Raw genomic sequence first — 26,024 nt, forward strand, 5'->3', positions numbered from 1 at the left:
GATAATAACCGGGTAGATGCTCATTCCATCTCTTATGTTCGCCTTCGTGCCTCATAAACTCGGGAATGATGCAGAGCCGTACTTACGGTGCTTATCGTCCACTGATAGATGTCGCATTTTATGTCTCATCAAACACCATGGACATAACGTTGAGTGAAGCACCCAATTTGTTGTCAAACAGACCTGTTTTAACGCCTGCCCTGATTTCAGCGCAGGCGTTTTTTTCTTTCAGGGGTGGATAACGATCCGCTGTTGGCGAGCGGGCGTCATCGGTTGGGCGTTGAGGGCTCGCACCATATCGCCCACCGTCAGCACCGGCAGCCAGGGATTATCCTCGAGCCCGCTGAGATCCCGGCCGCAGCGCTGGGCGGCCTCTTGTAATAATTCATACAGGTCATCATCATCGCCAACCAACTCCAAATCCTCATCCAGCCGATCCCCGGCGGCAAAAGCCAGCGCAGGTGCTGATGGCATTGACTGGTTAAGCTGGTTATCCAGCGTTAACCACACGGCGCGGATCACCCAGCTATCGACAAGAGAAATATCGAAGGCACGCGCGAATTGGCAAATAGTCTGGCCGGCGCGCTGTTCGGCTAGTTTTGCCCGCCGCATTCGCCAGCGGCGATTGCTGACGATCGTAACAATGAGCAGCACCAGCAGAACCCACCATGCGCCAGAGCCCAGTGCGGCGATAACCCCGCCGATAAGCGCGCCAACGATGCTGATCGCCAGCAGTAGTCGGGGTAGCGATAAACGCGGTTTGGCAGCAAGAGGAAAGAGAAAACGAGAGGGTACGCGCATCAGAACTCCTGTTCTGAAGAGTAGCTATCGCCCCATTCGAGGCGATAGCGTTATCGTGAATTACTGCTGAGGGTTATTGTGTAGCGTCAACAGCAGGCCGTCACGACGCATGGTCGCCGCTTCTTCCGGCTGGTGCAAGCGGTCCAGCGCATCGGCAAGCCACGCGTAATCAAAGGCATCCGGGCGCTGCTTAAGCGCGGCGCGGAAGGCGATACTGGCCTCCTGCCATTCACCGTGACGCATCAGCGACTGGCCCAGAGTGCTCCACAGCAGCGGACGGTCGCCGACGGCTTTGATCTGCTGGCGCAGCACTTTTTCCAGTTGCTCCGGATTATTGGTCTTCAGCCGTGGGATCGGCATGACCAGGCGGTCGTCGTACTGTTTCTTCAGACCATCGATAATAATCTGCTGTGCGGTATCGTGATCGTCGCTTTCGATCAGGCGTTCGGCCATTGCCACCTGCAGCGGTATCAGCGCGCGCGTTTTACGACTCTGATTGCGCCACCACTCGCGTAGCCCTTCGCTACCACCGTCGGCCAGCGCTTTGTCCATCAGGCCAATCCACGCCAGCTGTTCCAGCGCGGCGCGGTGCTCTTCATCCCCCACGTTGGCTTTCGCCATGGATGGAATGATGTCCAGCAGCGAATTCCACGCGCCGGTACGGGTATAGGCCTGCTCGGCAAGACGCAGCACCTCCGGATGACGCGGGGTCACTTCCAGTAGCTTATCGATGCCGTGACGGGCGGCGTGGTTTTCATTCCGCGCCAACTGTAGGCGCACGCGGGTGATTTCGACCGGGATCAGATCGTCGCCAGCCAGTTCGGCGGCACGCTCAAGATGCTGATTGGCGCGAGCTTCATCACCGCGCTGTTGGGCCGCTTCCGCCGCTAACAGATAGTTCACTACCGGTTGTTCGGCGTGATCGGCATTTTTCGCCATCAGCTTTTCAACCTGTTGGTAATCGCCTTCCGCCAGTTTCAGCAGCGCTTGCTCGGTTTGCTTACGCGCGCGGCGGCGCTTACGGCCGACGAACCAGCCGCGCGTGTGCGCGCCGGTACGGAAAATGCGGCGCAACAGCCATTCAATGGCGAACAGCACCACCATTGCGAGGATCAGGATGATCACAAGGCCCGTCACGCTGGTTTCGATATTGTAGTTATCGGTCTGGATCAGAACGTAGCCCTGGTGGCCCGCGATCATTGGCCCAACGACGATCCCGGCGATCAGCAGTGCGAAAAGCAGGAGAATTTTCAGCATCGGTTATTCTCCTTGCGGCGCAGGGGCTGGCGCGGTCGCTGCTGGCGCTGGCGTCGGAGCGGCTGCCGCAGGCTGGGCCATTAAATTACGCACCCGGGTTTGCATCAGCTTTTCCAGCAGGCTCTGGCTCTGCAGCGTTTCCGGTACGCTCATGGTGATACTCTGCTGACTGAGCTTATCCACTTCTTCAAGGAAAGCCTTGGTGGTGGCGTCTTCAGTATCGTAATAAGCGCGTACCCAGGTGGAGACGTTTTCCAGCGCCTGCTTATAGGTTTCTTCCTGATGACGCGGCACCGCTTGCGCGGCGACCAGCAGGCGAGAACGGATATTTTCGCGCAGATAGACATCCTGATTCGGCGCTAACAGCGGCACCGCCGTTTCGTCGCGGCGGCGTATGGTAATGAAGCTATCCATAAAGTTCTGCCAGCTTTTCTGCAGGTTAACCCGCCATTCGCCGATGGAGCTGGAGAGCTCGTCGCTGTCGGCATCCATCGGGGAATCATCGTCGTTATTATCGGCCAGACGCAGATTGTCGATTTGATTCGCCAGCTGGTTAACCTTGAGGATAATGCCGTCGTAATCGACCTGGCTTACCGCTGACAGCGAAGCGATGTCGTCGGTGATGGCGCGGCGCGCGCCGATAAGGCTTGGGTCGTTCATGTCGGCGAGGCTGGCATCGGCGCTTTTCAGCAGCGCGGCAGCGGTCGTCACATCCTGATCGCTCCACAGTTTACGTCCCGCCAGCTTAACCAGGAAATCAGCCTGCGCCAGCAGCCAGGTTTTGGCGTCGCTGCCGGAAATCACGGCAACTTTTTGCTGTAGCTCATCAAGCTGTTTCGTCAGGGTTTCCTGTTCACGTTTGGCTTCGCTCAACTGGTCGGCCTGCTGTTTGATGACGCTTTCCAGCTCGCTCTTCTGGCTGTCCTGCGCTTTTTGCAGCGCCGCGAGCTGGCTTGCTAATTCAGAGCTGGTTTCGTTTTGCCGCGTAACCTGCTGCTTATTCAAGCCATACAGGCCAATACCGGCGGCGAGGGCGATAGCGATAGCAATCGCGCTGAGCGCCAGGCTGGTTTTGTTGCCGGCCTTTTTCTTCTCGTTGTTTTCTGGCTGTGGCGTGGTTTCCACGGCCTCCCTGGTCTCTTCAACCACGGCGGATTGATTTTGTTGTTCCGTCATTATGGCTTCCAATGTTGAGAGTTATTGTAATGCGCGTAGCAGCGCATCGTTGTCGGCGTTATCGGCAACCTGAATATCCTGCCAGCCCAATTCCCGGGCCTGAAGGGCCAGACGTTCGCTGACAACGATAAGGCTACAGTGCAGCAGCCACTGTTCGCGATACCACTGGGGTATTAACGACCACAGCTGCTGCAGCATCTCGCCGCTGGTGACCACCAGCGTTGTGACTCCACGAGATTGCCAGCGCATAGCCTCTTCCGCACCATCATAGTACTTCGCACAACGTTGATAACATTCACAAAATGTTACTTCGGCGCCGCGATCTCGCAGCGTGTCGCCGAGTAATTCCCGCCCGCCGTTGCCGCGCAGAATCAGGGCTTTCTTGCCCGCAATGTTTTGTAATTCAGGTAATTGTAGCAAGACTTCGCTGATTTCCCGATCTAACGGGTAACGGATATTTTTACCACTGACCGTATGCAGGGCCAGCGCGGTGGTGCGGCCTATCGAGAAATAGGCCGGGTCGGAGGGCCAGCGTTGGCTCTCCTGCAGCAGACGGGCATGGGCGAATTCCACCGCATGCTGCGACAGCGCAAACAACAAATCGTCCGCGCCTAATGCCGCCAGTTGACGCGGGAGCGTTGCCAGTTCTCGCCCCGGCGTGAATTCAATCAGCGGAAAGCTCCAGGCCACGCGTCCCAGCGCGCGCAGGCGGCTGACTAACTCTTCACCTTGCGGTAGCGGACGGGTGACCAGGATGCTCATCGTGGGGCTTCTCCATCATAGACCGCCGCGAGGATGTCGCGGGCGCCGTTATCCAGTAGCTCTTCCGCCAGCGAGACGCCGAGCGCCTCTGCCTCTTCAGGCCGCCCGCGGCGTTCACCGCGCACGACCCGCGAACCATCCGGCGCGCCCACCAGCGCTCGTAGCCACAGCTCACCATCGCGCAGTTCGGCATAGCTGCCAATCGGCACCTGACAACCGCCTTCGAGACGGGTGTTCATCGCCCGCTCGGCACGTACGCGCACGGCGGTCTCTGTATGGTTAAGCGGCGCTAACAGCGCTTTGGTCCATTCATCGTCAAGGCGGCATTCGATACCCACCGCGCCCTGGCCGACGGCCGGCAGAGATTGTTCAGGCGAGAGCGGCTGGCGAATACGCGCTTCCAGTTTCAGGCGCTTCAGACCGGCGGCGGCAAGGATAATAGCGTCATACTCGCCGTTATCGAGTTTGCCTAATCGCGTGCCAACGTTGCCGCGTAGCGAGCGGATCACCAGATCGGGGCGCTCTGCCGCCAACTGGCACTGGCGACGTAAACTTGATGTGCCAACGATGCTGCCAGCCGGCAGCGCGTCAATTGAGGCATAGTGATTGGAAACAAATGCGTCGCGCGGATCTTCACGTTCGCAGATGGTGACCAATCCCAGGCCTTCAGGGAATTCGACCGGGACATCTTTCATCGAATGGACGGCGATATCGGCGCGCCCCTCAATCATGGCGAGCTCTAACTCTTTCACAAATAAGCCCTTGCCGCCCACTTTCGCCAGCGGGGTATCAAGGAGCACGTCGCCGCGGGTGACCATTGGCACCAGCTCAACGGAAAGCCCCGGATGACAGGACTCCAGGCGCTCTTTCACATAATGTGCCTGCCATAGCGCAAGCGGGCTTTGCCGTGTGGCAATTCTCAAAACTTTGTCTAACATGCTTGTTACCGTCATTGTCGACCATGAGCCATCCTAACATTGTTGCTTTAGGGATGTTAGTTTCGCGGTTAATGTGGGATGCTGGCATGATGACCTTTAGCGTTTCATGCGCGTGCGGTTGCCGCAAGCGTAGTGGGGAATTTACACCCGGCAAACGGTGCTACACTTGTATGTAGCGCATCTTTCTTTACGGTCAATCAGCAAGGTGTTAAATTGATCACGTTTTAAACCATTTGTCAGCCAGCAGTTCATCACAACCACACCGATGACGAATGGTGACGGTTCTTGTTGAAATACTGAAATCCTCCGTACTATTGTACGTCGGATTTTTGAACATCAGGCGATATGTCTTGTACCTCTATATTGAGACACTGAAACAGAGACTGGATGCCATCAACCAACTGCGCGTGGATCGCGCGCTTGCTGCCATGGGACCCGCTTTCCAGCAGGTTTACAGTCTTCTGCCGACATTACTACATTATCATCACCCGCTGATGCCGGGTTACCTTGACGGTAACGTTCCCCGCGGCATTTGCCTTTACACGCCTGATGAAACCCAACGCCACTATCTTGACGAACTCGAACTGCATCGCGGCCTGCTAACGCAGGAGCCGCCGAAAGGCGAACTGCCGATTACCGGCGTCTATTCGATGGGCAGTACCTCTTCCGTCGGGCAAAGCTGCTCTTCCGATCTGGATATCTGGGTATGCCATCAGGCCTGGCTGGATAACGAAGAACGCCAACTGCTGCAGCGTAAATGCAGCCTGCTTGAAAGCTGGGCGGCGTCGCTCGGCGTCGAGGTCAGTTTCTTCCTGATCGACGAAAACCGCTTCCGCCATAACGAAAGCGGCAGCCTCGGCGGCGAAGACTGTGGTTCGACCCAGCATATTTTGTTGCTCGATGAATTTTACCGCACCGCCGTGCGTCTTGCCGGGAAACGTATTCTGTGGAATATGGTGCCGGGCGATGAAGAAGACCATTACGATGATTACGTGATGGGGCTGTATGCCCAGGGCGTGCTGACGCCAAACGAATGGCTCGATCTCGGTGGCCTCAGTTCGCTGTCGGCGGAAGAGTACTTCGGCGCCAGCCTGTGGCAGCTGTATAAGAGCATCGACTCCCCGTATAAAGCGGTGCTGAAAACGCTGCTGCTGGAAGCCTACTCGTGGGAATACCCCAACAACCGCCTGTTGGCGAAAGATATTAAACAGCGCCTGCACGATGGCGAGATTGTCTCATTCGGTCTCGACCCCTACTGCATGATGCTGGAGCGCGTAACCGCCTATCTGCAGGCTATCGAAGACGACACCCGTCTCGATCTGGTACGCCGCTGCTTCTATCTGAAAGTCTGTGAAAAACTCAGCCGCGAGCGCGCCTGTGTGGGCTGGCGTCGTGAAGTCGTCAGCCAACTGGTGAAAGAGTGGGGCTGGGATGAAAAGCGTCTGATGATGCTCGATAACCGCGCTAACTGGAAAATCGATGAAGTGCGCAAAGCGCACAACGAACTGCTCGACGCGATGATGCAGAGCTATCGTAATCTGATCCGCTTCGCGCGTCGCAATAACCTCAGCGTCTCCGCCAGCCCGCAGGATATCGGCGTGCTGACGCGTAAGTTGTATGCGGCCTTTGAAGCCTTGCCGGGCAAGGTTACCCTGGTAAACCCGCAAATTTCACCGGACCTGTCGGAACCGAATCTGACCTTTATCCACGTGCCGCCGGGCCGCGCCAACCGTACCGGTTGGTATCTGTATAATCGCGCGCCGGATATGGAATCGATCATCAGCCATCAGCCGCTGGAATATAACCGTTATCTTAATAAGCTGGTGGCCTGGGCCTGGTTTAACGGCCTGCTGACCTCACGCACCCGTCTGTTTATTAAGGGCAACGGTATCGTCGATTTGCCGAAGCTGCAGGAGATGGTGGCCGACGTGTCGCACCACTTCCCGCTGCGTCTGCCGGCGCCGACGCCAAAAGCGCTGTACAGCCCGTGCGAAATTCGCCACCTGGCGATTATCGTTAACCTCGAATATGACCCGACGGCGGCTTTCCGCAATCAGGTGGTGCATTTCGACTTCCGTAAGCTCGACGTTTTCAGCTTCGGCGAAGAGCAAAAATGCCTGATTGGCAGCGTCGACCTGCTGTATCGCAACTCGTGGAACGAAGTGCGTACGCTGCACTTTAACGGCGAGCAGGCGATGATCGAAGCGCTGAAAACTATTCTCGGCAAAATGCATCAGGACGCCGCGCCGCCGGATAGCGTGGAGGTGTTCTGCTACAGCCAGCATCTGCGCGGCCTTATTCGCACCCGCGTGCAGCAGATGGTCTCCGAGTGCATCGAACTGCGTCTCTCCAGTACCCGTCAGGATACCGGGCGCTTCAAAGCGCTGCGCGTCTCCGGCCAGACCTGGGGCCTGTTCTTTGAACGCCTGAACGTTTCGGTGCAGAAGCTGGAAAACGCCATTGAGTTCTACGGCGCTATCTCACACAACAAGCTCCACGGCCTGTCGGTACAGGTAGAAACCAATCACGTTAAGCTGCCGGCGGTGGTGGATGGCTTCGCCAGCGAAGGGATTATTCAATTCTTCTTTGAAGATGCGGATAACAATGATAGCGGCTTTAACATCTACATTCTCGATGAAAGCAACCGCGCAGAGGTCTATCACCACTGCGAAGGCAGCAAAGAAGAGCTGGTGCGCGACGTCAGCCGCTTCTACTCGTCATCGCACGATCGCTTCACCTACGGCTCCAGCTTCATTAACTTCAACCTGCCGCAGTTCTATCAGATAGTCGAAGTTGACGGACGCACGCAGGTGATCCCGTTCCGCAGTCAGGCGATTGCCGCCGCGGTGCCGCCGGGCCAGGAAGCGGTTGCCTCACCGGTGCTGCAGCAGCGCTACTCGTAGATTTGGCCCGCATAAGGCGCGATGCGCTATCCGGAGATATTCCCTGCTGGCGCTGCGCTTAGCAGGGCTACGGTTGTATGTCGTTGGGTAGCCCGGATAAGGCGCGATGCGCCGCCATCCGGGAAACACCTCATTAACGGAAGCTCACCGTCTCGCCGGCTTGATTGCTTGCCGCCTGCTCCAGTAGATCCCAGAAGCGTTCGCCGCTGCGATCGCAGATCCACTCGTCGCCTTGCAGATCGAAGTGATAGCCGCCTTGCTTGGTCGCCAGCCAGACCTGATGCAGTGGCTCCTGACGGTTAATAATGATCTTACTGCCATTTTCGAAGCTGATGGTCAGCACGCCGCCGTTGATTTCGCAGTCGATATCGCTGTCGCCGTCCCAATCGTCCAGACGTTCTTCGATGGTCATCCACAGGCTATCGGCCAGGCGATGGAATTCACTGTCGTTCATGGTTCTATCCTGCTTTTTTGAAGATGGCCGCAGTATAGCGCGAAACAAAAGCGCGTGCAGTCAGATGCTAAACGCTTGCTTTTACGTCTTCTCCTGCGATGATAGAAAGCAGTAACGAATGAATCATGGGCAACTATCAATGAAAAACGTTTTACCCACGCTTGCCGTTCTGTTTGCAATCTTCAGCCTGACCGGCTGCGGTTTGAAAGGGCCGCTGTATTTCCCGCCGGCAGACAAAACCGCGCCGCCGCCGACCAAGCCGGTTAACCCAGGCATTCAGAGCGCGACGCCGGATCGTAACGATCGCGGCGATAATGGCGGTCCGACCCAGGTTAACTATTAACGATAACGTTCTGTTCCGCGCAATTGGAGTAGATAATGCAGTTCTCTAAAATGCATGGCCTCGGCAACGACTTCATGGTTGTTGATGCGGTAACGCAGAATGTTTTCTTCTCACCGGAGCTGATTCGTCGCCTTGCGGATCGGCATCTTGGCGTCGGCTTCGACCAGCTGCTGGTTGTCGAGCCGCCGTACGATCCCGATCTGGACTTCCACTACCGTATCTTCAATGCTGACGGTAGCGAAGTCTCGCAGTGCGGCAACGGCGCGCGCTGCTTCGCCCGCTTTGTCCGTTTAAAAGGCCTGACCAATAAACGTGATATCCGTGTGAGCACCGCCAATGGGCGTATGGTATTAAGCGTAACGGAAGATGATCTGGTGCGCGTTAACATGGGCGAGCCGAATTTCGAGCCGTCTCAGGTCCCGTTCCGCGCCAACAAAGCGGAAAAGACCTATATTATGCGCGCGGCTGAACAGACAGTATTGTGCGGCGTCGTCTCAATGGGCAACCCGCACTGCGTGATTCAGGTCGATAACGTGGACACCGCCGCGGTTGAAACCCTCGGTCCGGTGATGGAAAGCCACGAACGTTTTCCGGAACGCGCCAATATCGGCTTTATGCAGGTAGTGGAACGCTCTCATATTCGTCTGCGCGTCTATGAACGCGGCGCAGGTGAAACGCAGGCCTGCGGCAGCGGCGCCTGTGCGGCAGTGGCGGTCGGTATCCAACAGGGATTACTCGGCGAAGAGGTACGCGTGGAATTGCCAGGCGGGCGTCTCGACATCGCCTGGAAAGGTCCGGGTCAACCGTTGTATATGACTGGCCCGGCGGCACACGTCTACGACGGATTTATTCATCTATGAAACAGATCGGGGAAGAACAGCAGGAACTCGCCACAGCGCTCGACGACAGCGCGGTAGTAGATTATCTGCTGCAAAATCCTGAGTTCTTTATTCGTAATGCAGCGCAGGTAGAGCATATCCGCGTCCCGCATCCGGTGCGCGGCACCATCTCGCTGGTCGAGTGGCATATGCTGCGGGCGCGTAACCATATCAACGTGCTGGAAGAAAATATGACGCTGCTGATGGAACAGGCGACGGCCAATCAAAGCCTGTTTCAGCGCCTGTTCCATCTGCAGACGCGCCTGGCGTCCGCCGATAGCCTGGATGAAATGCTCAACCGCTTTCATCGTTGGGCGCGCGAGCTGGGCCTGGCGGGCGCGACGGTGCGCCTGTTTCCGGACAGCTGGCATCTCGGCGCGCCGTCTAAATTCACCCATCTGGCGTTGAGCCGGCAGGCGTTCGAACCCATTCGTATCCAACGGTTGGGCCAGGCACGTCACTATCTTGGTCCGCTGAACGGGCCAGAGCTGTTGGTGGTGCTGCCGGATGCGAAAGCTATTGGCTCGGTGGCGATGTCGCTACTGGGCGATGACGACGCACCGGGGGTGATGTTCTTCAGCAGCCGCGATCCGCAGCATTATCAGCAAGGTCAGGGAACGCAGCTACTGCAGGAGATCGCCCGTATGCTGCCCGGCCTGCTGGAGCGCTGGATTGAACGCGCATGACCGACTCCCCGCTATTCGCCTGCGTCGAACGCTTCCTGCGCTATCTCGGCGTAGAGCGCCAGCTTAGCCCGATTACGCTCACGAATTACCAGCGTCAGCTGGAAGCGCTGATCGCGCTGGCGGATGATGCTGGCTTAAAAAGCTGGCAGCAGTGCGACGCCGCTCAGGTACGTAGCTTTGCCGTGCGCAGCCGCCGCGCGGGCTTAGGCCCGGCGAGCCTGGCGCTGCGGCTTTCCGCCTTGCGCAGTTTCTTCGACTGGATGGTCAGCCAGGGTGAGTTAGCGGCTAACCCGGCGAAGGGAATTGCGGCGCCAAAAATTCCCCGCCACTTACCGAAAAATATCGACGTTGATGATGTGAATCGGCTTCTGGATATCGACCTTAACGACCCGCTCGCCGTGCGCGACCGGGCGATGCTGGAAGTGATGTACGGCGCGGGGCTGCGTCTTTCTGAGTTAGTTAACCTTGATATTCAGCACCTTGATCTTGAGTCAGGGGAAGTGTGGGTGATGGGTAAAGGCAGCAAAGAGCGCCGCCTGCCAATTGGACGCAACGCGGTGGCGTGGATCGAACACTGGCTGGATTTGCGCGGCCTGTTCGGCGGCGATGACGACGCGCTGTTTTTGTCGAAGCTGGGTAAGCGAATTTCAGCGCGCAACGTGCAGAAGCGGTTTGCCGAATGGGGGATCAAGCAGGGGCTCAATAGCCACGTGCATCCGCATAAGCTGCGGCACTCCTTCGCGACGCATATGCTGGAGTCGAGCGGCGATCTGCGCGGCGTGCAGGAGCTGCTGGGGCATGCCAATCTCTCCACCACCCAAATCTATACCCATCTCGATTTTCAACACCTTGCCTCGGTGTACGATGCCGCGCATCCGCGCGCTAAACGGGGGAAATAATGCGTTTTTACCGACCTCTGGGCCCGATCTCCGCGCTGACGTTCGACCTGGATGACACCCTTTATGATAACCGCCCGGTGATTGACCGGACGATGCAGGAATCGCTGACGTTTGTGCGCAATTACCATCCGGCGCTGAGCCAGTTTGATGCCCATGCGCTTAATCAACTGCGACAAACGCTATTGTCCTCAGAACCTGAGATTTATCACGATGTCACCGTCTGGCGCCACCGCGCGCTGGAGTTAGGGATGCGTAATGCCGGACTCTCCGCCGCCGAGGCGAAAGCCGGCGCCGATGCGGCGATGGAAAACTTCGCCCACTGGCGCAGTCGCGTCGACGTGCCGCAGGAGACGCACGATACGCTGGCGAAGCTGGCGCAGAAATGGCCGCTGGTAGCTATCACCAACGGTAACGCCCAGCCAGAACTGTTCGGGCTGAATGACTATTTCCGTTTCGTGCTGCGCGCGGGCCCGGATGGTCGCTCCAAGCCGTTTGCCGATATGTACCATCTGGCGGCGGAGCGCCTGGATTTACCCCTCGGGCAGATTCTGCACGTCGGCGATGATCTGACCACCGACGTGGCTGGCGCTATTCGCTGTGGAATGCAGGCCTGCTGGATCAAGCCGCAGGACGCGTCGTTGATGAAAACCGCCGATAGCCGCCTGCTGCCGCATATTGAAATTTCACGGTTGGCATCTCTGACCTCGCTGATATAATCACCAGTAACTCTGTATATATTAACAGGGGTTCGTGGAACCCCTTCTCTTCCGGCGGTGCCAATGGACGTTTCTTACCTGCTCGACAGCCTTAATGACAAACAGCGTGAAGCCGTAGCGGCCTCGCGCACCAATATGCTGGTTCTGGCAGGGGCGGGCAGTGGTAAGACGCGCGTACTGGTGCACCGTATCGCCTGGCTGCTGAGCGTGGAGAACTGCTCGCCGTATTCCATTATGGCGGTGACCTTTACCAACAAAGCGGCGGCGGAGATGCGCCACCGTATCGGCCAACTGATGGGCACCACCCAGGGCGGTATGTGGGTCGGCACCTTCCATGGCCTGGCCCATCGCCTGCTACGCGCCCATCATCTGGATGCCAACCTGCCGCAGGATTTCCAAATCCTCGATAGCGAAGACCAGCTGCGCCTGCTGAAGCGCCTGATTAAGGCGATGAACCTGGATGAGAAGCAATGGCCGCCGCGTCAGGCGATGTGGTACATCAACAGCCAAAAAGATGAAGGGCTGCGCCCGCACCATATTCAGAGCTACGGCAACCCGGTCGAACAGACATGGCAGAAGGTGTATCAGGCCTATCAGGAAGCCTGCGATCGCGCCGGGCTGGTGGACTTCGCCGAGCTGCTGCTGCGCGCGCACGAGCTGTGGCTGAACAAACCGCACATCCTGCAGCACTACCGCGAGCGCTTCACCAATATTCTCGTCGACGAATTCCAGGATACCAACAACATTCAATATGCCTGGATCCGCCTGCTGGCGGGCGATACCGGCAAAGTGATGATTGTCGGCGATGATGACCAGTCGATTTACGGCTGGCGCGGCGCGCAGGTTGAAAACATTCAGCGCTTCCTGAATGACTTCCCGGGTGCGGAAACTATTCGTCTGGAGCAGAACTATCGTTCGACCAGCAATATTCTCAGCGCCGCCAACGCCCTGATTGAAAACAACAACGGGCGGTTGGGCAAAAAACTGTGGACCGACGGCGCCGACGGCGAGCCCATTTCGCTGTACTGCGCCTTCAACGATCTTGATGAAGCGCGTTTCGTGGTTAACCGAATTAAAACCTGGCAGGAGAACGGCGGAGCGCTGGAGCAGTGCGCCATTCTCTATCGTAGCAACGCCCAGTCGCGCGTGCTGGAAGAGGCGCTGCTACAGGCCAGCATGCCGTACCGTATCTACGGCGGCATGCGCTTCTTCGAACGTCAGGAAATCAAAGATGCGCTCTCTTATCTGCGTCTGATTGCTAACCGCAACGATGACGCGGCGTTTGAGCGCGTGGTCAATACGCCTACCCGCGGCATCGGCGATCGTACCCTGGATGTGGTGCGCCAGACCTCGCGCGATCGTCAGCTGACGCTGTGGCAGGCCTGCCGCGAGCTGCTCAAAGAGAAAGTGCTGGCAGGCCGCGCGGCCAGCGCTCTGCAGCGCTTTATGGAGCTTATCGACGCGCTGGCGCAGGAAACTGCCGATATGCCGCTGCATGTCCAGACTGACCGGGTCATTAAAGATTCCGGCCTGCGTATGATGTACGAGCAGGAAAAAGGCGAGAAGGGCCAGACCCGTATCGAAAACTTAGAGGAACTGGTGACGGCGACGCGCCAGTTCAGCTACAACGAAGAAGATGAAGATCTGATGCCGCTACAGGCGTTCCTCTCCCACGCCGCGCTGGAAGCCGGCGAAGGGCAGGCGGATACCTGGCAGGATGCGGTACAGCTGATGACTCTGCACTCGGCAAAAGGGCTGGAGTTCCCGCAGGTGTTTATCGTCGGCGTTGAAGAGGGGATGTTCCCGAGCCAGATGGCGCTTGATGAGGGCGGTCGTCTGGAGGAAGAGCGTCGTCTGGCCTACGTCGGCGTGACGCGCGCGATGCAGAAACTGACACTGACCTACGCCGAAACCCGTCGTTTGTACGGCAAAGAGGTTTACCATCGCCCATCGCGCTTTATCGGCGAGCTGCCGGAAGAGTGCGTGGAAGAGGTGCGGCTGCGGGCTACGGTGAGCCGCCCGGTTAACCATCAGCGCCTCGGTACTCCGGTGGCGGAGAACGATACCGGCTATAAGCTGGGCCAGCGGGTCCGGCATCCGAAGTTCGGCGAAGGCACCATCGTAAACCTTGAGGGCAGCGGTGAACATAGCCGGCTGCAGGTGGCATTCCAGGGGCAGGGAATTAAATGGCTGGTTGCCGCCTATGCCCGGCTGGAAACGGTGTAACTTTAAGAAAAATATAATTTTTTTGTAATAATCTGCTAGCCTTATATGCTAAAGGGCAGGATTTGCTCTTTAGCGTTCCCTTGCGTGTTGACGCCGTTTTGGCGCTGGCGTAACATGCGCGCACGATTACGCTAAGAGGACATTCGCCTTGGACACACCCAGTAGATGCTGGCTCAACTTCCTGTCATTCAGGAACAACTCCTAAGGCTATCCCCTTATGCCGATAGCCTTAGCGGTTGTCGGCGACTCGTCCTATCCCCGTCGCTCTGAGTCAGGCTTAATGGTCTGAAACCCAAATAGTTTCTGTGTGCCCATCGAACTGTCCGATAAATTTTTTGTATTGGGAGTCCCGGTCATGCTGAGCGCATTTCAACTGGAAAATAATCGTTTAACGCGCCTTGAGGCCGATGAGATCAAGCATCTCGCCAGCTCGGTGTGGGTCGATCTGGTCGAGCCAGACGATGACGAACGTAGCCGTGTGCAAACGGAGTTAGGCCAGAACCTGGCGACGCGCCCGGAACTGGAAGACATCGAAGCGTCAGCGCGTTTCTTTGAAGACGAAGATGGTTTACACATCCACTCCTTTTTCTTTTTCGAAGATGCCGACGATCACGCCGGTAACTCAACCGTGGCGTTTACCATCCGCGAAGGCCGCCTGTTTACATTGCGCGAGCGTGAACTACCCGCTTTTCGCCTGTACCGCATGCGTGTGCGTAACCAGACGCTGGTCGACGGCAACGCCTACGAGCTGCTGTTAGATCTGTTCGAGACCAAAATCGAACAGCTGGCGGATGAGATAGAAAACATCTACAGCGACCTGGAAAAGCTGAGCCGCGTGATTATGGAAGGCCACCAGGGCGACGAGTACGACGAAGCGCTGTCGACGCTGGCGGAACTGGAAGATATCGGCTGGAAGGTTCGCCTCTGTCTGATGGATACCCAGCGCGCGCTAAACTTCCTCGTGCGCAAGGCGCGCCTGCCGGCAGGCCAGCTGGAACAGGCGCGAGAGATCCTGCGAGATATCGAATCCCTGCTGCCGCACAACGAATCGCTGTTCCAGAAGGTGAACTTCCTGATGCAGGCGGCGATGGGCTTTATCAACATCGAGCAGAACCGCATTATCAAGATCTTCTCGGTGGTTTCGGTCGTGTTCCTGCCGCCGACGCTGGTGGCGTCCAGCTATGGGATGAACTTTGAGTTTATGCCGGAACTACACTGGAGCTTTGGTTATCCGGGAGCCATCGTGTTTATGATGTTGGCAGGCCTGGCGCCGTATCTCTACTTCAAGCGTAAAAACTGGCTGTAGTTGTTGTGCCGGATGCGCTTCGCTTATCCGGGCCTACGTGTTGTGCTTTTGTAGGCCGGATAAGGCGTAGCCGACATCGGGTAATATCCTATCCCCGGCGCCCCCGTCTTTGCGTATATACCGCATCCATCACGAATATCGCCAGCGCCACCCAGATAAAGGCGAAGGTTACCATCTTATCCGTGCCCGGCACTTCACCGTAGAACGTTACCGCCAGCAGGAACATCAGCGTCGGGCCAATGTACTGGAAAAAGCCCAACGTTGACAGGCGCAGGCGGGTCGCCGCACCGGTAAAGCACAGCAGGGGGATGGTAGTTACCACGCCCGCGGCCATCAGCAGTAAATTGAGCGACCAGGGGTTGTCTCCCATATGGCTGGTTGGGCTATCGGTGATGCCGAAAAGCCAGATCGCCGCCACTGGCAGCAGCCATAGCGTTTCCACCAACATGCCGGTCTGCGCATCGACGGCGATTTTCTTACGTACCAGTCCGTAGAAGGCAAAGCTGAAGGCTAGCCCAAGGCCGATTACCGGCAGTGAGCCGAAGGTCCAAAGTTGCACCAGCACGCCGCAAAAAGCGAGGATCACCGCCAACCACTGCAGCCGACGAAAGCGTTCGCCGAGGAAAATCATCCCGAGCACGATATTAACCAGCGGGTTAATAAAGTAGCCGAGGCTAGCTTCCAGCATATGGTGGTTATTGACCGCCCAGATAAAGAGCAGCCAGTTGCCGCCGACAAGCACTGCAGAGAGCGCGAGCAGGAAGATCTTGCGCGGGGTTTTTAGCAGTTTTTTTACCTGCGGCCACTGGCGGCTGACGCTGATGAGCGCCACCATGAAAAAGAAAGACCAGATCACGCGATGCGTCAGGATTTCATCGGCGGGAACGTAGTAAATAAGTTTGAAGTACGCCGGCGCGATACCCCAGATAAAATAGGCGGCCAGCGCCAGCATAACGCCCAGCCGCGTTTGTTTTGCGTCCATTGGTAGAATCCATTGCCAAAGAGAGTGATGTTACTCGATCTGCGGCAATCAACCCACCATATAGGTGGCCGTGGCGCTGGCGATATAAACCTGCTCTTCGTTATGCAGCTCGACGCGAGCCACGGCGACTTTGTTTCCGGCACGCAGCAGGCTGCTGGTCGCGGTGAAGCGTTCGCCGCGGCCAGGGCGTAAATAATCGACGCGCAAATCGATAGTTCCCATCCGCGAGAGGCGCTGGCGCAGCTCTTCTTCGTTGATGGTGTCATGGCGAGTCAGGGTGCTGCCGACGCAGACCAACCCCGCGGCGACATCCAGCGCAGACGCAATAACGCCGCCGTGCAGAATACTCTGCGCCCAGTTGCCAACCATCATCGGCTGATTATTAAAGCTGAGCTGGGCAAACTCTTTTTCATACCGTTCCAGTTCCAGCCCAAGGGCACGGTTAAAAGGCATATGATAAACAAAAATCTCGCCCACCAGCTTTAGCGCGGCGGCGGCGGTCAGTTCAGACATAGCAGGGGTCCATTCGTTAATGAAATGTTGATTTTATGCTTCAAAAATATTGATTTCCACTTTCGGAGGCGATAACGCAGCGGGAGGTGGATAAATAGGTAGAATGGCAGCAGGACAAAACATTAATAAGAACCATTCTTCAGGAGAACAGTAATGCGTATCTCTTTAGCCTGGCTGCTGGCGCTTAGCGCGTTACCAGCAGGCGTTCTGGCGCAGGACGCGCCGATTGAACAAACCGTTCATGACAAACCCGCGGTACGGGGCAGTATTATCGCCAACCTGCTGCAGGATCATGATAATCCGTTCCTGCTTTATCCTTATGAGAGCAACTATCTGCTCTATACATGGACCAGCGATCTCAATAAAGAGGCAATTCGTAGTTACGACTGGGCCGATGACGCGCGTAAGGATGAGGTGAAGTTCCAGCTCAGCCTGGCGTTCCCGTTGTGGCGCGGTATTCTCGGCGATAATTCGCTGCTTGGCGCTTCCTATACGCAAAAATCCTGGTGGCAGCTCTCTAACAGTAAAGGCTCGGCGCCGTTTCGCGAAACCAACTACGAGCCTCAGCTCTTCCTTGGCTTCGCGACGGATTATGAGTTTGCCGGCTGGACCTTGCGCGATATCGAAGTCGGCTATAACCACGATTCCAATGGCCGTTCCGATCCAACGTCACGTAGTTGGAACCGCCTGTATACTCGCCTGATGGCGCAAAACGGTAACTGGCTGGTTGAAGTGAAGCCGTGGTATGTGGTCGGCAGCACCGATGATAACCCCGATATCACCAAATACATGGGTTACTACCGCCTGAAGATTGGCTACCAGCTGGGGGAGGCTATTCTTAGCGCTCAGGGGCAATATAACTGGAATACCGGCTACGGCGGCGCGGAAGTCGGGGTCAGTTATCCTATTACCAAACATGTGCGCGCCTATACTCAAATCTACAGCGGTTATGGCGAATCACTCATCGACTATAACTTCAATCAGACGCGCGTCGGCGTCGGCGTGATGCTCAACGATCTGTTTTAATCGTTGCACTCTGGCTCGCAGGCGCTGAAAATAGCGCCTGTTTTCTTTTCAGGCGAATGGGGTCAACGTGGCACAGGCGGAAGTATTAAATCAGGAATCGCTGGCTAAGCAGGTTTTACAAGAGACCTTCGGCTACCAGCAGTTCCGCCCGGGCCAGGAATCGATCATCGCCACGGCGCTGGAAGGCCGCGATTGCCTTGTAGTGATGCCGACCGGCGGCGGTAAGTCGCTGTGCTACCAGGTACCTGCATTGGTCCTCGGCGGCCTGACGGTTGTCGTGTCGCCGCTGATTTCGCTGATGAAAGACCAGGTCGATCAGCTGCTGGCGAACGGCGTCGCCGCGGCCTGTCTTAATTCAACGCAAAGCCGCGAGCAGCAGCAAGAAGTGATGGCGGGCTGCCGCAGCGGGCAGATTCGTCTGCTGTATATCGCGCCGGAACGCCTGATGCTGGACAACTTTCTCGAGCATCTGAGCCACTGGAACTTAGCGATGCTGGCGGTAGATGAGGCGCACTGTATCTCGCAGTGGGGCCATGATTTCCGCCCGGAATATGCCGCGTTGGGCCAGCTGCGCCAGCGGATGCCGCATATTCCGTTTATGGCGCTCACCGCCACCGCGGATGACACCACCCGCCGCGATATTGTTCGCCTGCTGGGGCTCAACGATCCGCTGATTCAGGTCAGTAGCTTTGATCGCCCCAATATCCGCTATATGCTGATGGAGAAATTTAAGCCGCTCGATCAGTTGATGCGTTACGTCCAGGATCAGCGCGGTAAATCAGGGATTATCTACTGTAACAGCCGTTCTAAAGTTGAAGACACCGCCGCCAGGCTGCAAAGCCGCGGCATCAGCGCGGCGGCCTACCATGCTGGTCTGGAAAATGATATTCGTGCCGACGTGCAGGAGAAATTCCAGCGCGACGATCTGCAGATCGTGGTGGCGACGGTGGCCTTCGGTATGGGCATTAACAAGCCGAACGTCCGTTTTGTGGTGCACTTTGATATCCCGCGCAACATTGAATCCTATTATCAGGAAACCGGCCGCGCCGGGCGTGACGGGCTGCCGGCGGAAGCGATGCTGTTTTACGATCCGGCGGATATGGCGTGGCTGCGCCGCTGCCTGGAGGAGAAGCCCGCCGGGCCGCTGCAGGATATTGAACGTCATAAGCTGAATGCGATGGGCGCCTTTGCCGAAGCGCAGACCTGTCGCCGTTTGGTGCTGCTGAACTATTTTGGCGAAGGGCGTCAGGAGCCGTGCGGCAACTGTGATATCTGTCTTGATCCGCCAAAGCAGTACGATGGCTTAATGGATGCGCGTAAGGCGCTTTCAACTATTTATCGGGTGAATCAGCGCTTCGGGATGGGCTATGTGGTTGAAGTACTCCGCGGCGCCAACAATCAGCGTATCCGTGACCTGAACCACGATAAACTGCCGGTGTACGGTATTGGTCGCGAGCAGAGCCACGAGCATTGGGTGAGCGTGATTCGTCAGTTAATTCACCTCGGACTGGTTACGCAAAATATTGCCCAGCACTCCGCGCTGCAGCTCACCGAGGCCGCGCGTCCGGTACTGCGCGGTGAAGTCCCGCTGCAGCTCGCCGTGCCGCGTATCGTGGCGCTAAAACCGAAAGCTATGCAGAAATCCTTCGGCGGCAATTATGACCGCAAGCTGTTCGCCAAGCTGCGTAAATTACGTAAAGCGATCGCCGACGAGGAGAATATCCCGCCCTATGTCGTCTTTAACGACGCGACGCTTATTGAGATGGCCGAACAGTCGCCGCTCACCGCCGGGGAAATGCTCAGCGTCAACGGCGTGGGGACCCGCAAGCTTGAGCGCTTCGGTAAAGAATTCATGGCGCTGATACGTGCTCATGTCGATGGCGATGATGAGTAGTCAGCCGCGGGAAAAGGTGCCAGAATAGTTTCCTTCTTCACTATTTCCCTGCGAGTTAAACATGTTGATGCTTTTTCTCACCGTGGCGCTGGTGCACATCATTGCGCTAATGAGTCCGGGGCCGGATTTTTTCTTTGTTTCGCAAACCGCGGTGAGCCGCTCGCGCAAAGAGGCGATGATGGGCGTGTTGGGAATCACCGGCGGCGTAATGGTCTGGGCGGGCGTAGCGCTGCTCGGCTTGCATCTGATTATCGAGAAAATGGCCTGGCTGCATACGTTGATTATGGTCGGCGGTGGGCTGTATCTGTGCTGGATGGGCTATCAAATGCTGCGCGGCGCGTTGAAGAAAACTGATGTATCGGCAGCGGAACCGCAGGTTGAGCTGGCGCGTAGCGGGCGCAGTTTCCTGAAGGGCCTGCTGACCAATCTCGCCAATCCGAAAGCGATTATCTACTTCGGTTCGGTCTTTTCACTGTTCGTTGGCGATAACATCGGCGCCGGTGCGCGTTGGGGGATTTTCCTGCTGATCGTCCTTGAAACGCTGGCGTGGTTCACCATCGTAGCCAGCCTGTTCGCACTGCCGAAAATGCGCCGCGGCTATCAGCGGATGGCAAAGTGGATAGACGGCATCGCAGGAACCCTGTTTGCCGGTTTCGGCATTCATCTGATCATTTCGCGCTAACTCGTCATGCGATTATCCACCCGGTTTGTTGCCGGGTGGGGCAGACATTAGTGACGAAGGCGCTGTAGTTCATCCCTGGTCAAACCTGTCATTTCCAGGATAGCATCGTCATCCAAGCCGCGATTGAGCATCGCTGCGGCGACCTGTAAAAGGGCCTGTAGTTTTCCTTCTTTAATACCTTTCTCTCTGCCTTCTGCGAGCCACGTTTCTGCCAGAGTCATTAGCATTCCTCCATGCTGCGGCACACGCTGTGCCAGCCCATACAATAGCGCCCGAATATCCTGAGCTTCTCCCGCCTGAGCCATATATTTTATCAGCACGGCGATTTGTTGTCCGCTCATCTGCTCCAACATTAAGAGGTGGGTCAACTTGTCAAGCAGCTGTGCCATATCGCGCTGGCGAATATGTTTTTGTACCAGCGTAAGCGCCGCCATACTGCGGTGGCGCATAATTTCGTCATCAGGGATCACCGTAATATCGACCAGCGGAAATGCACCTGAATAGAGCTGATGGGCAAGCATCGAGTCGTCAAAATTATCCAGCCAGTTCAGCGACCAGGGATAGGGGCTGCGACGTCCTTGATAAAAGAGAATGGGAATTACCAGCGGTAACGTTTTATGACCATTCTCCAGATGCCTCTGCATGGCGGCGATGGCGTAGCGCATCAGACGAAACGCCATCAGTTTATCAGGTGAACTCTGGTGTTCTATCAGAACATGGATATACCCCGGGCCGCGGTTTGTCTCCAGCGAATAAAGAATATCGCTGTAGTAGGGCCGCAGGTCATCTTCCAGAAAACTCCCGGATTCCAGGCGCAGCGTATCCAGTTTACAAACCTGAATTAACGCCGGTGGAAGGTGGATCTCGATAAAATCGCGCGCCGTTTCGACCCGCGACAGAAAGGTCTTAAAGACTGCATCATGTGGGGTTGCCGTTTCTGCCATTTCGTTCATCCGTGAATAAACCCAATGGCGGCATTCTGGCACTGAAAAGGCGGGACCGACAGCGCGCGGATAAAGTCTCTTTCATCTTTGCGCGCCAGCACGCGTGATAATACGACTCCGGCCGCAAGTGGCCTCGCGCTATGCGAGCGCCATTCCAGTTTTAGGCGTGACGGGCGGAAGCGAGCAGCGCCCCTACCAGCATAAACAGCGAGCCAAACACTTTATTCAGCGCCTTCATTTGCTTCGGACCTTTAATCCAGGCCGCAATGCGCTGCGCCAGCGTCGCGTAACCGATCATCACAATGATATCGACCACAATGGTGGTGACGCCGAGTACCAGGTACTGCATCACCTGTGGCTGATGCGGGACGATGAACTGGGGAAACAGCGCGGCGAGGAAGACGATACTTTTTGGGTTGGTCAGATTGACGAACACCGCGCGTTTATAGAGCTTACCGCGGCTTTGAGTTCGCGCCAGCGTATTCAGGTCAATTGAACCCGCCGCCCGCCACTGCTGGATCCCCAGCCAGATAAGATAGGCCGCGCCCGCCCATTTCAACACTTCGAATGCCAGTACCGAGCGTGAGAAGAGCGTGCCCAGACCGACGCCGACCAGCACGATATGAATGGCCAATCCGGTTTGCAGGCCGGCAATAGAGGCCGCCGCGCCGCGATAGCCGTGGTTGATGGATGTGGTCATGGTATTGATCGCGCCGGAACCCGGCGACAGGCTGAGAATGATTGATGTCAGCAGATAAGCGAACCACCACTCGAAGGTCATGAGAATCTCCCTGATTGTCTATTTTTATGCCACAATACGCTATTGCATCAGCATTGTGTGATGTGCGACAAAAAAACGATTTTCAGCGGTTAACAGGGGTGTAAACCCGATGTTTGGGCAGCAAAAGGACTGGGACACACGAGAAAACGCGTTTGCGGCCTTTACCATGGGGCCGCTGACGGATTTCTGGCATCAGCGGGAAGAAGCTGAATTTACGGGCGTCGATAAGGTTCCGGTACGCTTTGTGCGCTTTTGTGCCGCAAATAACGACCGGCTGGTGGTCATTTGCCCCGGCCGCATCGAAAGCTACGTGAAGTATGCCGAACTAGCCTACGATCTCTTCCACAGCGGCTTTGACGTGATGATTATCGATCATCGCGGCCAGGGGCGTTCCGGTAGGTTGCTGTCAGATACCCACCGCGGTCATGTTGTGCGCTTTAGCGATTATGTTGACGATCTGGCTGCGCTCTGGCAGCAGGAAGTGGTTCCCGGCCACTGGCGTAAACGTTTTATTCTCGCCCACTCGATGGGCGGCGCCATTGCCACGCTGTTCTTACAGCGTCACCAGCAGCATTGCGACGCCATTGCCTTATGCGCGCCAATGTTTGGCATCATCATGCGCCTGCCGGACTGGATGGTGCGCCATATTCTCGACTGGGCTGAGGGCCATCAGCGTATTCGTGAAGAGTATGCCATCGGTACGGGCCGCTGGCGGGCGCTGCCGTTTTCGCTCAATGTGTTGACTCATAGCCGTCAGCGCTATCGTCGCAACCTGCGTTTTTATGCCGACGATCCGCGGTTGCGCGTCGGCGGGCCGACCTATCACTGGGTGCGCGAAGGTATTCTGGCCGGCGAAGAGATATTGTCTGGCGTCGAGAAAGATACGACTCCGACGTTATTGATTCAGGCCGAGGATGAAAAGGTGGTCGATAACCTGATGCACGACCGCTATTGTGAACTCCGTTCTGCTGCCGGGCACCCTTGTGAAGGCGATAAGCCGCTCGTTATTGAAGGGGCATATCACGAGATCCTTTTTGAAAAGGACGCTATGCGCTCAGTCGCGCTAAATGCCATCGTTGATTTTTTCAATCGACATACTTAATCCGACGATAGATCTCGTCGCCCTGCTTAGAGGTTAAATTTTTTATGTACCAGGTTGTTGCGTCTGATTTAGATGGCACACTACTTTCCCCCGACCATTTCCTCACCCCCTATGCCAAAGAGACGCTGAAGCTACTCACCGCGCGCGGGATAAATTTCGTTTTCGCCACTGGCCGCCACTACATCGATGTGGGGCAGATCCGCGATAATCTCGGCATTAAGTCGTACATGATCACCTCTAACGGCGCGCGCGTACACGATAGCGAAGGAAAACAAATCTTCGCCCATAACCTCGACCGCGATATCGCCAGCGATCTGTTTGAGATGGTGCGTAACGATGTGAAGATTGTGACCAACGTCTATCGTGAAGATGAATGGTTTATGAATCGCCATCGCCCGGAAGAGATGCGCTTCTTCAAAGAGGCGGTGTTCAACTACAAGCTTTATGAACCGGGCGAGCTGGATGCGGATGGCATCAGCAAAGTTTTCTTCACTTGTGAAGATCATGAACATCTGCTGCCGCTTGAGCAGGCTATCAACGCGCGCTGGGGCGACCGCGTGAATGTGAGTTTCTCCACATTGACCTGCCTTGAAGTGATGGCCGGCGGTGTTTCGAAAGGGCATGCGCTGGAGGCCGTCGCGAAAATGCTCGGCTACAGCCTCAAAGAGTGTATCGCCTTTGGCGACGGCATGAACGATGCCGAGATGCTGTCGATGGCCGGTAAAGGCTGCATCATGGCGAACGCCCATCAGCGGTTGAAGGATTTGCATCCTGAGCTGGAAGTGATCGGCAGCAACGCCGATGATGCCGTACCGCATTACCTGCGCAAATTGTACCTCGATTGATAAAGATTGACGACTGGCTAATAACTGGCCAGTCGTCAACCTCTCTCTCCGCTACAATGCCTGTTCTTTATTCAATGAGACGACCATTGTGGCGCTATTAATTATCACCACTATCCTGTGGGCCTTTTCTTTTAGCCTGATTGGCGAATACCTTGCCGGTAGCGTCGATAGCTATTTTTCCGTGCTGATGCGCGTGGGCCTGGCAGCGCTGGTGTTTTTGCCTTTCCTGCGTACGCGCGGCCAGTCTCCGCGCACCATCGTACTCTATATGCTAGTGGGGGCGATGCAGCTTGGCATCATGTATTTGCTGGCTTTCCGCGCCTATCTTTATCTGACGGTCTCGGAATTTCTGTTGTTTACGGTCTTTACCCCGCTGTATATCACCCTGATTTACGATCTGCTCAGCGGTCGTAAGCTGCGCTGGGGCTATCTGCTTAGCGCGGCGCTGGCGGTGTTAGGGGCGGCGATCATCCGCTATGACAAAGTCAGCGATCATTTCTGGACCGGGCTATTGCTGGTGCAGTTGTCGAATATCTGCTTCGCCATCGGCATGGTGGGCTACAAGCGTTTGATGGAAGTCCGCCCGATGCCGCAACACAATGCTTTTGCCTGGTTCTATGCCGGCGCCTTTATTGTGGCGGTAGCGGCGTGGTTTATGCTGGGCAATCCGCAGAGGCTACCGACTACCGGCCTGCAGTGGGGAATCCTGGTCTGGCTTGGCGTGGTCGCATCCGGATTGGGTTATTTCATGTGGAACTACGGCGCGACGCAGGTGGATGCCGGTACGTTGGGGATCATGAATAACGTTCACGTCCCCGCCGGGCTGTTGGTTAATCTCGCTATCTGGCAGGAGCAGCCTCACTGGCCAAGCTTTATCATTGGCGCGCTGGTAATCCTGGCTTCGCTATGGGTCCATCGCCGCTGGGTCGCTCCGCACTCCGTACAAACGGCAGATGATCGCAAGCGTGGTTCCGCGCTGAGCGAATAAACGCTTCTGTTACCGGCTGGCGTTGCTCGCCATCGCGCACTGCAGCATACAGCCGGCTCCACAGTCCTTCTCCCAGGGTTTTGGTGACAATCAAACCCTGGCGTTCAAAACTTTCCACCACCCAGTGCGGCAGGGCGGCAATACCCATTCGTGCGGCAACCATCTGAATCAACAGCAGCGTGTTATCGACACTTTTCAACTGTGGGCTGATCCCCGCCGGTTGCAGGAAGTGGCGCCAGATATCCAGTCGCCCGCGCTGTACCGGGTAAATCAGTAACGTTTCCGCAGCCAGATCCTCCGGGGAGATGCGCGTTTTCGCCGCCAGCGGATGTTCCGGAGCTAACACCAGACGAACTTCATAATCAAACATCGGTGAATAGTGCAGGCCGCTACGCGGCAAAATATCTGAGGTCATCACCAGATCGAGTTCACCCTGCTGCAGGGCTGGCTGCGGGTCAAAAGTGACGCCGGACTGAAAATCAACTTCCACCAGCGGCCAGCGGGCGCGGAAGCTTTCCAGCGCCGGGGTGAGCCATTGAATACAGCTATGGCACTCAATCGCCAGCCGCAGACGGGTTTGCTGTGGTTCATTGCAATCCTGTAGCGCGCGAGCGATCTGCGGCAGTACCTGATTGGCCAACTGCAGCAGAATTTCTCCTTGCGGCGTGAAGCGTAGCGGCTGGCTTTTACGCACAAACAAACGGAAACCAAGGCGCTGTTCCAGATCGCTAAACTGGTGGGACAGGGCCGACTGGGTTTGGTGCAGGGCTGCCGCCGCGCCCGCCAGCGAACCGCTGTTCCGCAACGCCTGTAGCGTTTTCAGGTGCTTAATCTCGATCATGAATGTCCTTCACTTCGGCATGAATAATTTGCGCTTGAGGAATATACAGTACCTTTACATTATGGATGTGTAAACATCTGG

The 26,024-nt window shown here is 56.5% G+C and carries 25 protein-coding genes; 14 read left to right on the forward strand and 11 right to left on the reverse strand.

Annotated features, from left to right (window positions below; translation table 11 throughout):
• Window positions 1-228: 228 nt before the first annotated feature.
• From ABLV07_RS21045 to hemC, 5 genes are read right to left on the reverse strand one after another with little or no spacing between them, the layout of a single operon-like run.
• On the reverse strand, window positions 229-801 hold the full coding sequence (locus ABLV07_RS21045; protein WP_042894672.1) for a hypothetical protein: 573 nt from the start codon (window positions 799-801) through the stop codon (window positions 229-231).
• Between the two features lie 60 nt (window positions 802-861).
• Entirely contained in the window at window positions 862-2,058 is a 1,197-nt protein-coding gene (hemY, locus tag ABLV07_RS21050; protein ID WP_042894676.1) for a protoheme IX biogenesis protein HemY, read from the reverse strand.
• Between the two features lie 3 nt (window positions 2,059-2,061).
• Window positions 2,062-3,234: a uroporphyrinogen-III C-methyltransferase gene (hemX, locus tag ABLV07_RS21055; RefSeq protein ID WP_015703977.1), complete on the reverse strand. Its 1,173-nt coding sequence runs from the start codon at window positions 3,232-3,234 to the stop codon at window positions 2,062-2,064.
• Window positions 3,235-3,255: 21 nt separating this feature from the next.
• On the reverse strand, window positions 3,256-3,996 hold the full coding sequence (gene hemD / locus ABLV07_RS21060; protein WP_015703978.1) for a uroporphyrinogen-III synthase: 741 nt from the start codon (window positions 3,994-3,996) through the stop codon (window positions 3,256-3,258).
• The gene (gene hemC, locus ABLV07_RS21065; protein ID WP_032715387.1) at window positions 3,993-4,934 is read right to left on the reverse strand and encodes a hydroxymethylbilane synthase; all 942 of its coding nucleotides are present in this window, start codon (window positions 4,932-4,934) and stop codon (window positions 3,993-3,995) included. The genes hemD and hemC overlap by 4 nt, the downstream gene beginning before the upstream one ends.
• Before the next feature lie 350 nt (window positions 4,935-5,284).
• Between hemC and cyaA the strand changes: the two genes are divergently transcribed.
• On the forward strand, window positions 5,285-7,837 hold the full coding sequence (gene cyaA, locus ABLV07_RS21070) for a class I adenylate cyclase (RefSeq protein ID WP_015368868.1): 2,553 nt from the start codon (window positions 5,285-5,287) through the stop codon (window positions 7,835-7,837).
• Window positions 7,838-7,970: 133 nt separating this feature from the next.
• Here the strand turns inward: cyaA and cyaY are convergent, their stop codons facing one another.
• Window positions 7,971-8,291 carry an iron donor protein CyaY gene (cyaY, locus tag ABLV07_RS21075; RefSeq protein ID WP_015368867.1) on the reverse strand — a complete coding sequence of 107 codons (321 nt, stop codon included), beginning with the start codon at window positions 8,289-8,291 and terminating at the stop codon, window positions 7,971-7,973.
• Window positions 8,292-8,430: 139 nt separating this feature from the next.
• Here cyaY and ABLV07_RS21080 point away from each other — a divergent pair, with 139 nt between their 5' ends.
• From ABLV07_RS21080 to corA, 7 genes are all read left to right on the forward strand, one after another.
• Window positions 8,431-8,634 carry a lipoprotein gene (locus ABLV07_RS21080; RefSeq protein ID WP_020077593.1) on the forward strand — a complete coding sequence of 68 codons (204 nt, stop codon included), beginning with the start codon at window positions 8,431-8,433 and terminating at the stop codon, window positions 8,632-8,634.
• A gap of 35 nt (window positions 8,635-8,669) precedes the next feature.
• Window positions 8,670-9,494: a diaminopimelate epimerase gene (gene dapF / locus ABLV07_RS21085; RefSeq protein ID WP_015368865.1), complete on the forward strand. Its 825-nt coding sequence runs from the start codon at window positions 8,670-8,672 to the stop codon at window positions 9,492-9,494.
• On the forward strand, window positions 9,491-10,198 hold the full coding sequence (locus ABLV07_RS21090; RefSeq protein ID WP_015368864.1) for a DUF484 domain-containing protein: 708 nt from the start codon (window positions 9,491-9,493) through the stop codon (window positions 10,196-10,198). Before dapF ends, ABLV07_RS21090 begins: the two co-directional genes overlap by 4 nt.
• A complete protein-coding gene (gene xerC / locus ABLV07_RS21095; RefSeq protein ID WP_015368863.1) occupies window positions 10,195-11,097 on the forward strand; it encodes a tyrosine recombinase XerC in 903 nt (300 codons plus the stop codon). Before ABLV07_RS21090 ends, xerC begins: the two co-directional genes overlap by 4 nt.
• Complete coding sequence (yigB, locus tag ABLV07_RS21100) at window positions 11,097-11,813, forward strand: 5-amino-6-(5-phospho-D-ribitylamino)uracil phosphatase YigB (RefSeq protein WP_015368862.1); 717 nt, start codon at window positions 11,097-11,099, stop codon at window positions 11,811-11,813. Before xerC ends, yigB begins: the two co-directional genes overlap by 1 nt.
• A 63-nt stretch (window positions 11,814-11,876) precedes the next feature.
• Window positions 11,877-14,039, forward strand: a complete 2,163-nt coding sequence (gene uvrD / locus ABLV07_RS21105) for a DNA helicase II (protein WP_032709535.1) — start codon at window positions 11,877-11,879, stop codon at window positions 14,037-14,039.
• Window positions 14,040-14,394: 355 nt separating this feature from the next.
• Complete coding sequence (gene corA, locus ABLV07_RS21110) at window positions 14,395-15,345, forward strand: magnesium/cobalt transporter CorA (RefSeq protein WP_002883400.1); 951 nt, start codon at window positions 14,395-14,397, stop codon at window positions 15,343-15,345.
• An 88-nt stretch (window positions 15,346-15,433) separates the two neighbouring features.
• On the opposite strand, the gene rarD is transcribed toward corA, so the two are convergent.
• Both rarD and yigI read right to left on the reverse strand, forming a co-directional pair.
• Window positions 15,434-16,327, reverse strand: coding sequence for an EamA family transporter RarD (gene rarD, locus ABLV07_RS21115; protein ID WP_015368860.1), 894 nt, complete (start codon window positions 16,325-16,327; stop codon window positions 15,434-15,436).
• 48 nt (window positions 16,328-16,375) lie between these two features.
• Window positions 16,376-16,840 carry an acyl-CoA thioesterase YigI gene (gene yigI, locus ABLV07_RS21120; RefSeq protein WP_004097567.1) on the reverse strand — a complete coding sequence of 155 codons (465 nt, stop codon included), beginning with the start codon at window positions 16,838-16,840 and terminating at the stop codon, window positions 16,376-16,378.
• Window positions 16,841-16,993: 153 nt separating this feature from the next.
• Between yigI and pldA the strand changes: the two genes are divergently transcribed.
• The 3 genes from pldA (at window position 16,994) to rhtC (ending at window position 20,442) form a co-directional block, all read left to right on the forward strand.
• The gene (pldA, locus tag ABLV07_RS21125; RefSeq protein WP_015368859.1) at window positions 16,994-17,866 is read left to right on the forward strand and encodes a phospholipase A; all 873 of its coding nucleotides are present in this window, start codon (window positions 16,994-16,996) and stop codon (window positions 17,864-17,866) included.
• A 67-nt stretch (window positions 17,867-17,933) separates the two neighbouring features.
• The gene (gene recQ / locus ABLV07_RS21130; protein ID WP_015368858.1) at window positions 17,934-19,760 is read left to right on the forward strand and encodes an ATP-dependent DNA helicase RecQ; all 1,827 of its coding nucleotides are present in this window, start codon (window positions 17,934-17,936) and stop codon (window positions 19,758-19,760) included.
• A 61-nt stretch (window positions 19,761-19,821) separates the two neighbouring features.
• A complete protein-coding gene (gene rhtC / locus ABLV07_RS21135) occupies window positions 19,822-20,442 on the forward strand; it encodes a threonine export protein RhtC (RefSeq protein WP_015703986.1) in 621 nt (206 codons plus the stop codon).
• Between the two features lie 47 nt (window positions 20,443-20,489).
• On the opposite strand, the gene ABLV07_RS21140 is transcribed toward rhtC, so the two are convergent.
• Together ABLV07_RS21140 and rhtB are read right to left on the reverse strand one after the other, a co-directional pair.
• A complete protein-coding gene (locus ABLV07_RS21140) occupies window positions 20,490-21,386 on the reverse strand; it encodes an Rpn family recombination-promoting nuclease/putative transposase (protein WP_047054413.1) in 897 nt (298 codons plus the stop codon).
• Between the two features lie 160 nt (window positions 21,387-21,546).
• Window positions 21,547-22,167, reverse strand: coding sequence for a homoserine/homoserine lactone efflux protein (gene rhtB / locus ABLV07_RS21145; RefSeq protein ID WP_015368855.1), 621 nt, complete (start codon window positions 22,165-22,167; stop codon window positions 21,547-21,549).
• 109 nt (window positions 22,168-22,276) lie between these two features.
• Here rhtB and pldB point away from each other — a divergent pair, with 109 nt between their 5' ends.
• The 3 genes from pldB (at window position 22,277) to ABLV07_RS21160 (ending at window position 25,102) form a co-directional block, all read left to right on the forward strand.
• Window positions 22,277-23,269: a lysophospholipase L2 gene (gene pldB / locus ABLV07_RS21150; RefSeq protein ID WP_015368854.1), complete on the forward strand. Its 993-nt coding sequence runs from the start codon at window positions 22,277-22,279 to the stop codon at window positions 23,267-23,269.
• A 44-nt stretch (window positions 23,270-23,313) separates the two neighbouring features.
• Window positions 23,314-24,114, forward strand: coding sequence for a sugar/pyridoxal phosphate phosphatase YigL (gene yigL, locus ABLV07_RS21155; RefSeq protein ID WP_015368853.1), 801 nt, complete (start codon window positions 23,314-23,316; stop codon window positions 24,112-24,114).
• A gap of 88 nt (window positions 24,115-24,202) precedes the next feature.
• Window positions 24,203-25,102 (forward strand): carboxylate/amino acid/amine transporter, encoded by a 900-nt coding sequence (locus tag ABLV07_RS21160; protein ID WP_015368852.1) that lies wholly within the window; start codon window positions 24,203-24,205, stop codon window positions 25,100-25,102.
• On the opposite strand, the gene metR is transcribed toward ABLV07_RS21160, so the two are convergent.
• Window positions 24,990-25,943 carry an HTH-type transcriptional regulator MetR gene (metR, locus tag ABLV07_RS21165; RefSeq protein ID WP_015703991.1) on the reverse strand — a complete coding sequence of 318 codons (954 nt, stop codon included), beginning with the start codon at window positions 25,941-25,943 and terminating at the stop codon, window positions 24,990-24,992. The genes ABLV07_RS21160 and metR overlap by 113 nt on opposite strands.
• Window positions 25,944-26,024: the final 81 nt, after the last annotated feature.

This window comes from Klebsiella sp. CN_Kp097 (assembly GCF_040064495.1).
Lineage (GTDB): Bacteria > Pseudomonadota > Gammaproteobacteria > Enterobacterales > Enterobacteriaceae > Klebsiella > Klebsiella aerogenes.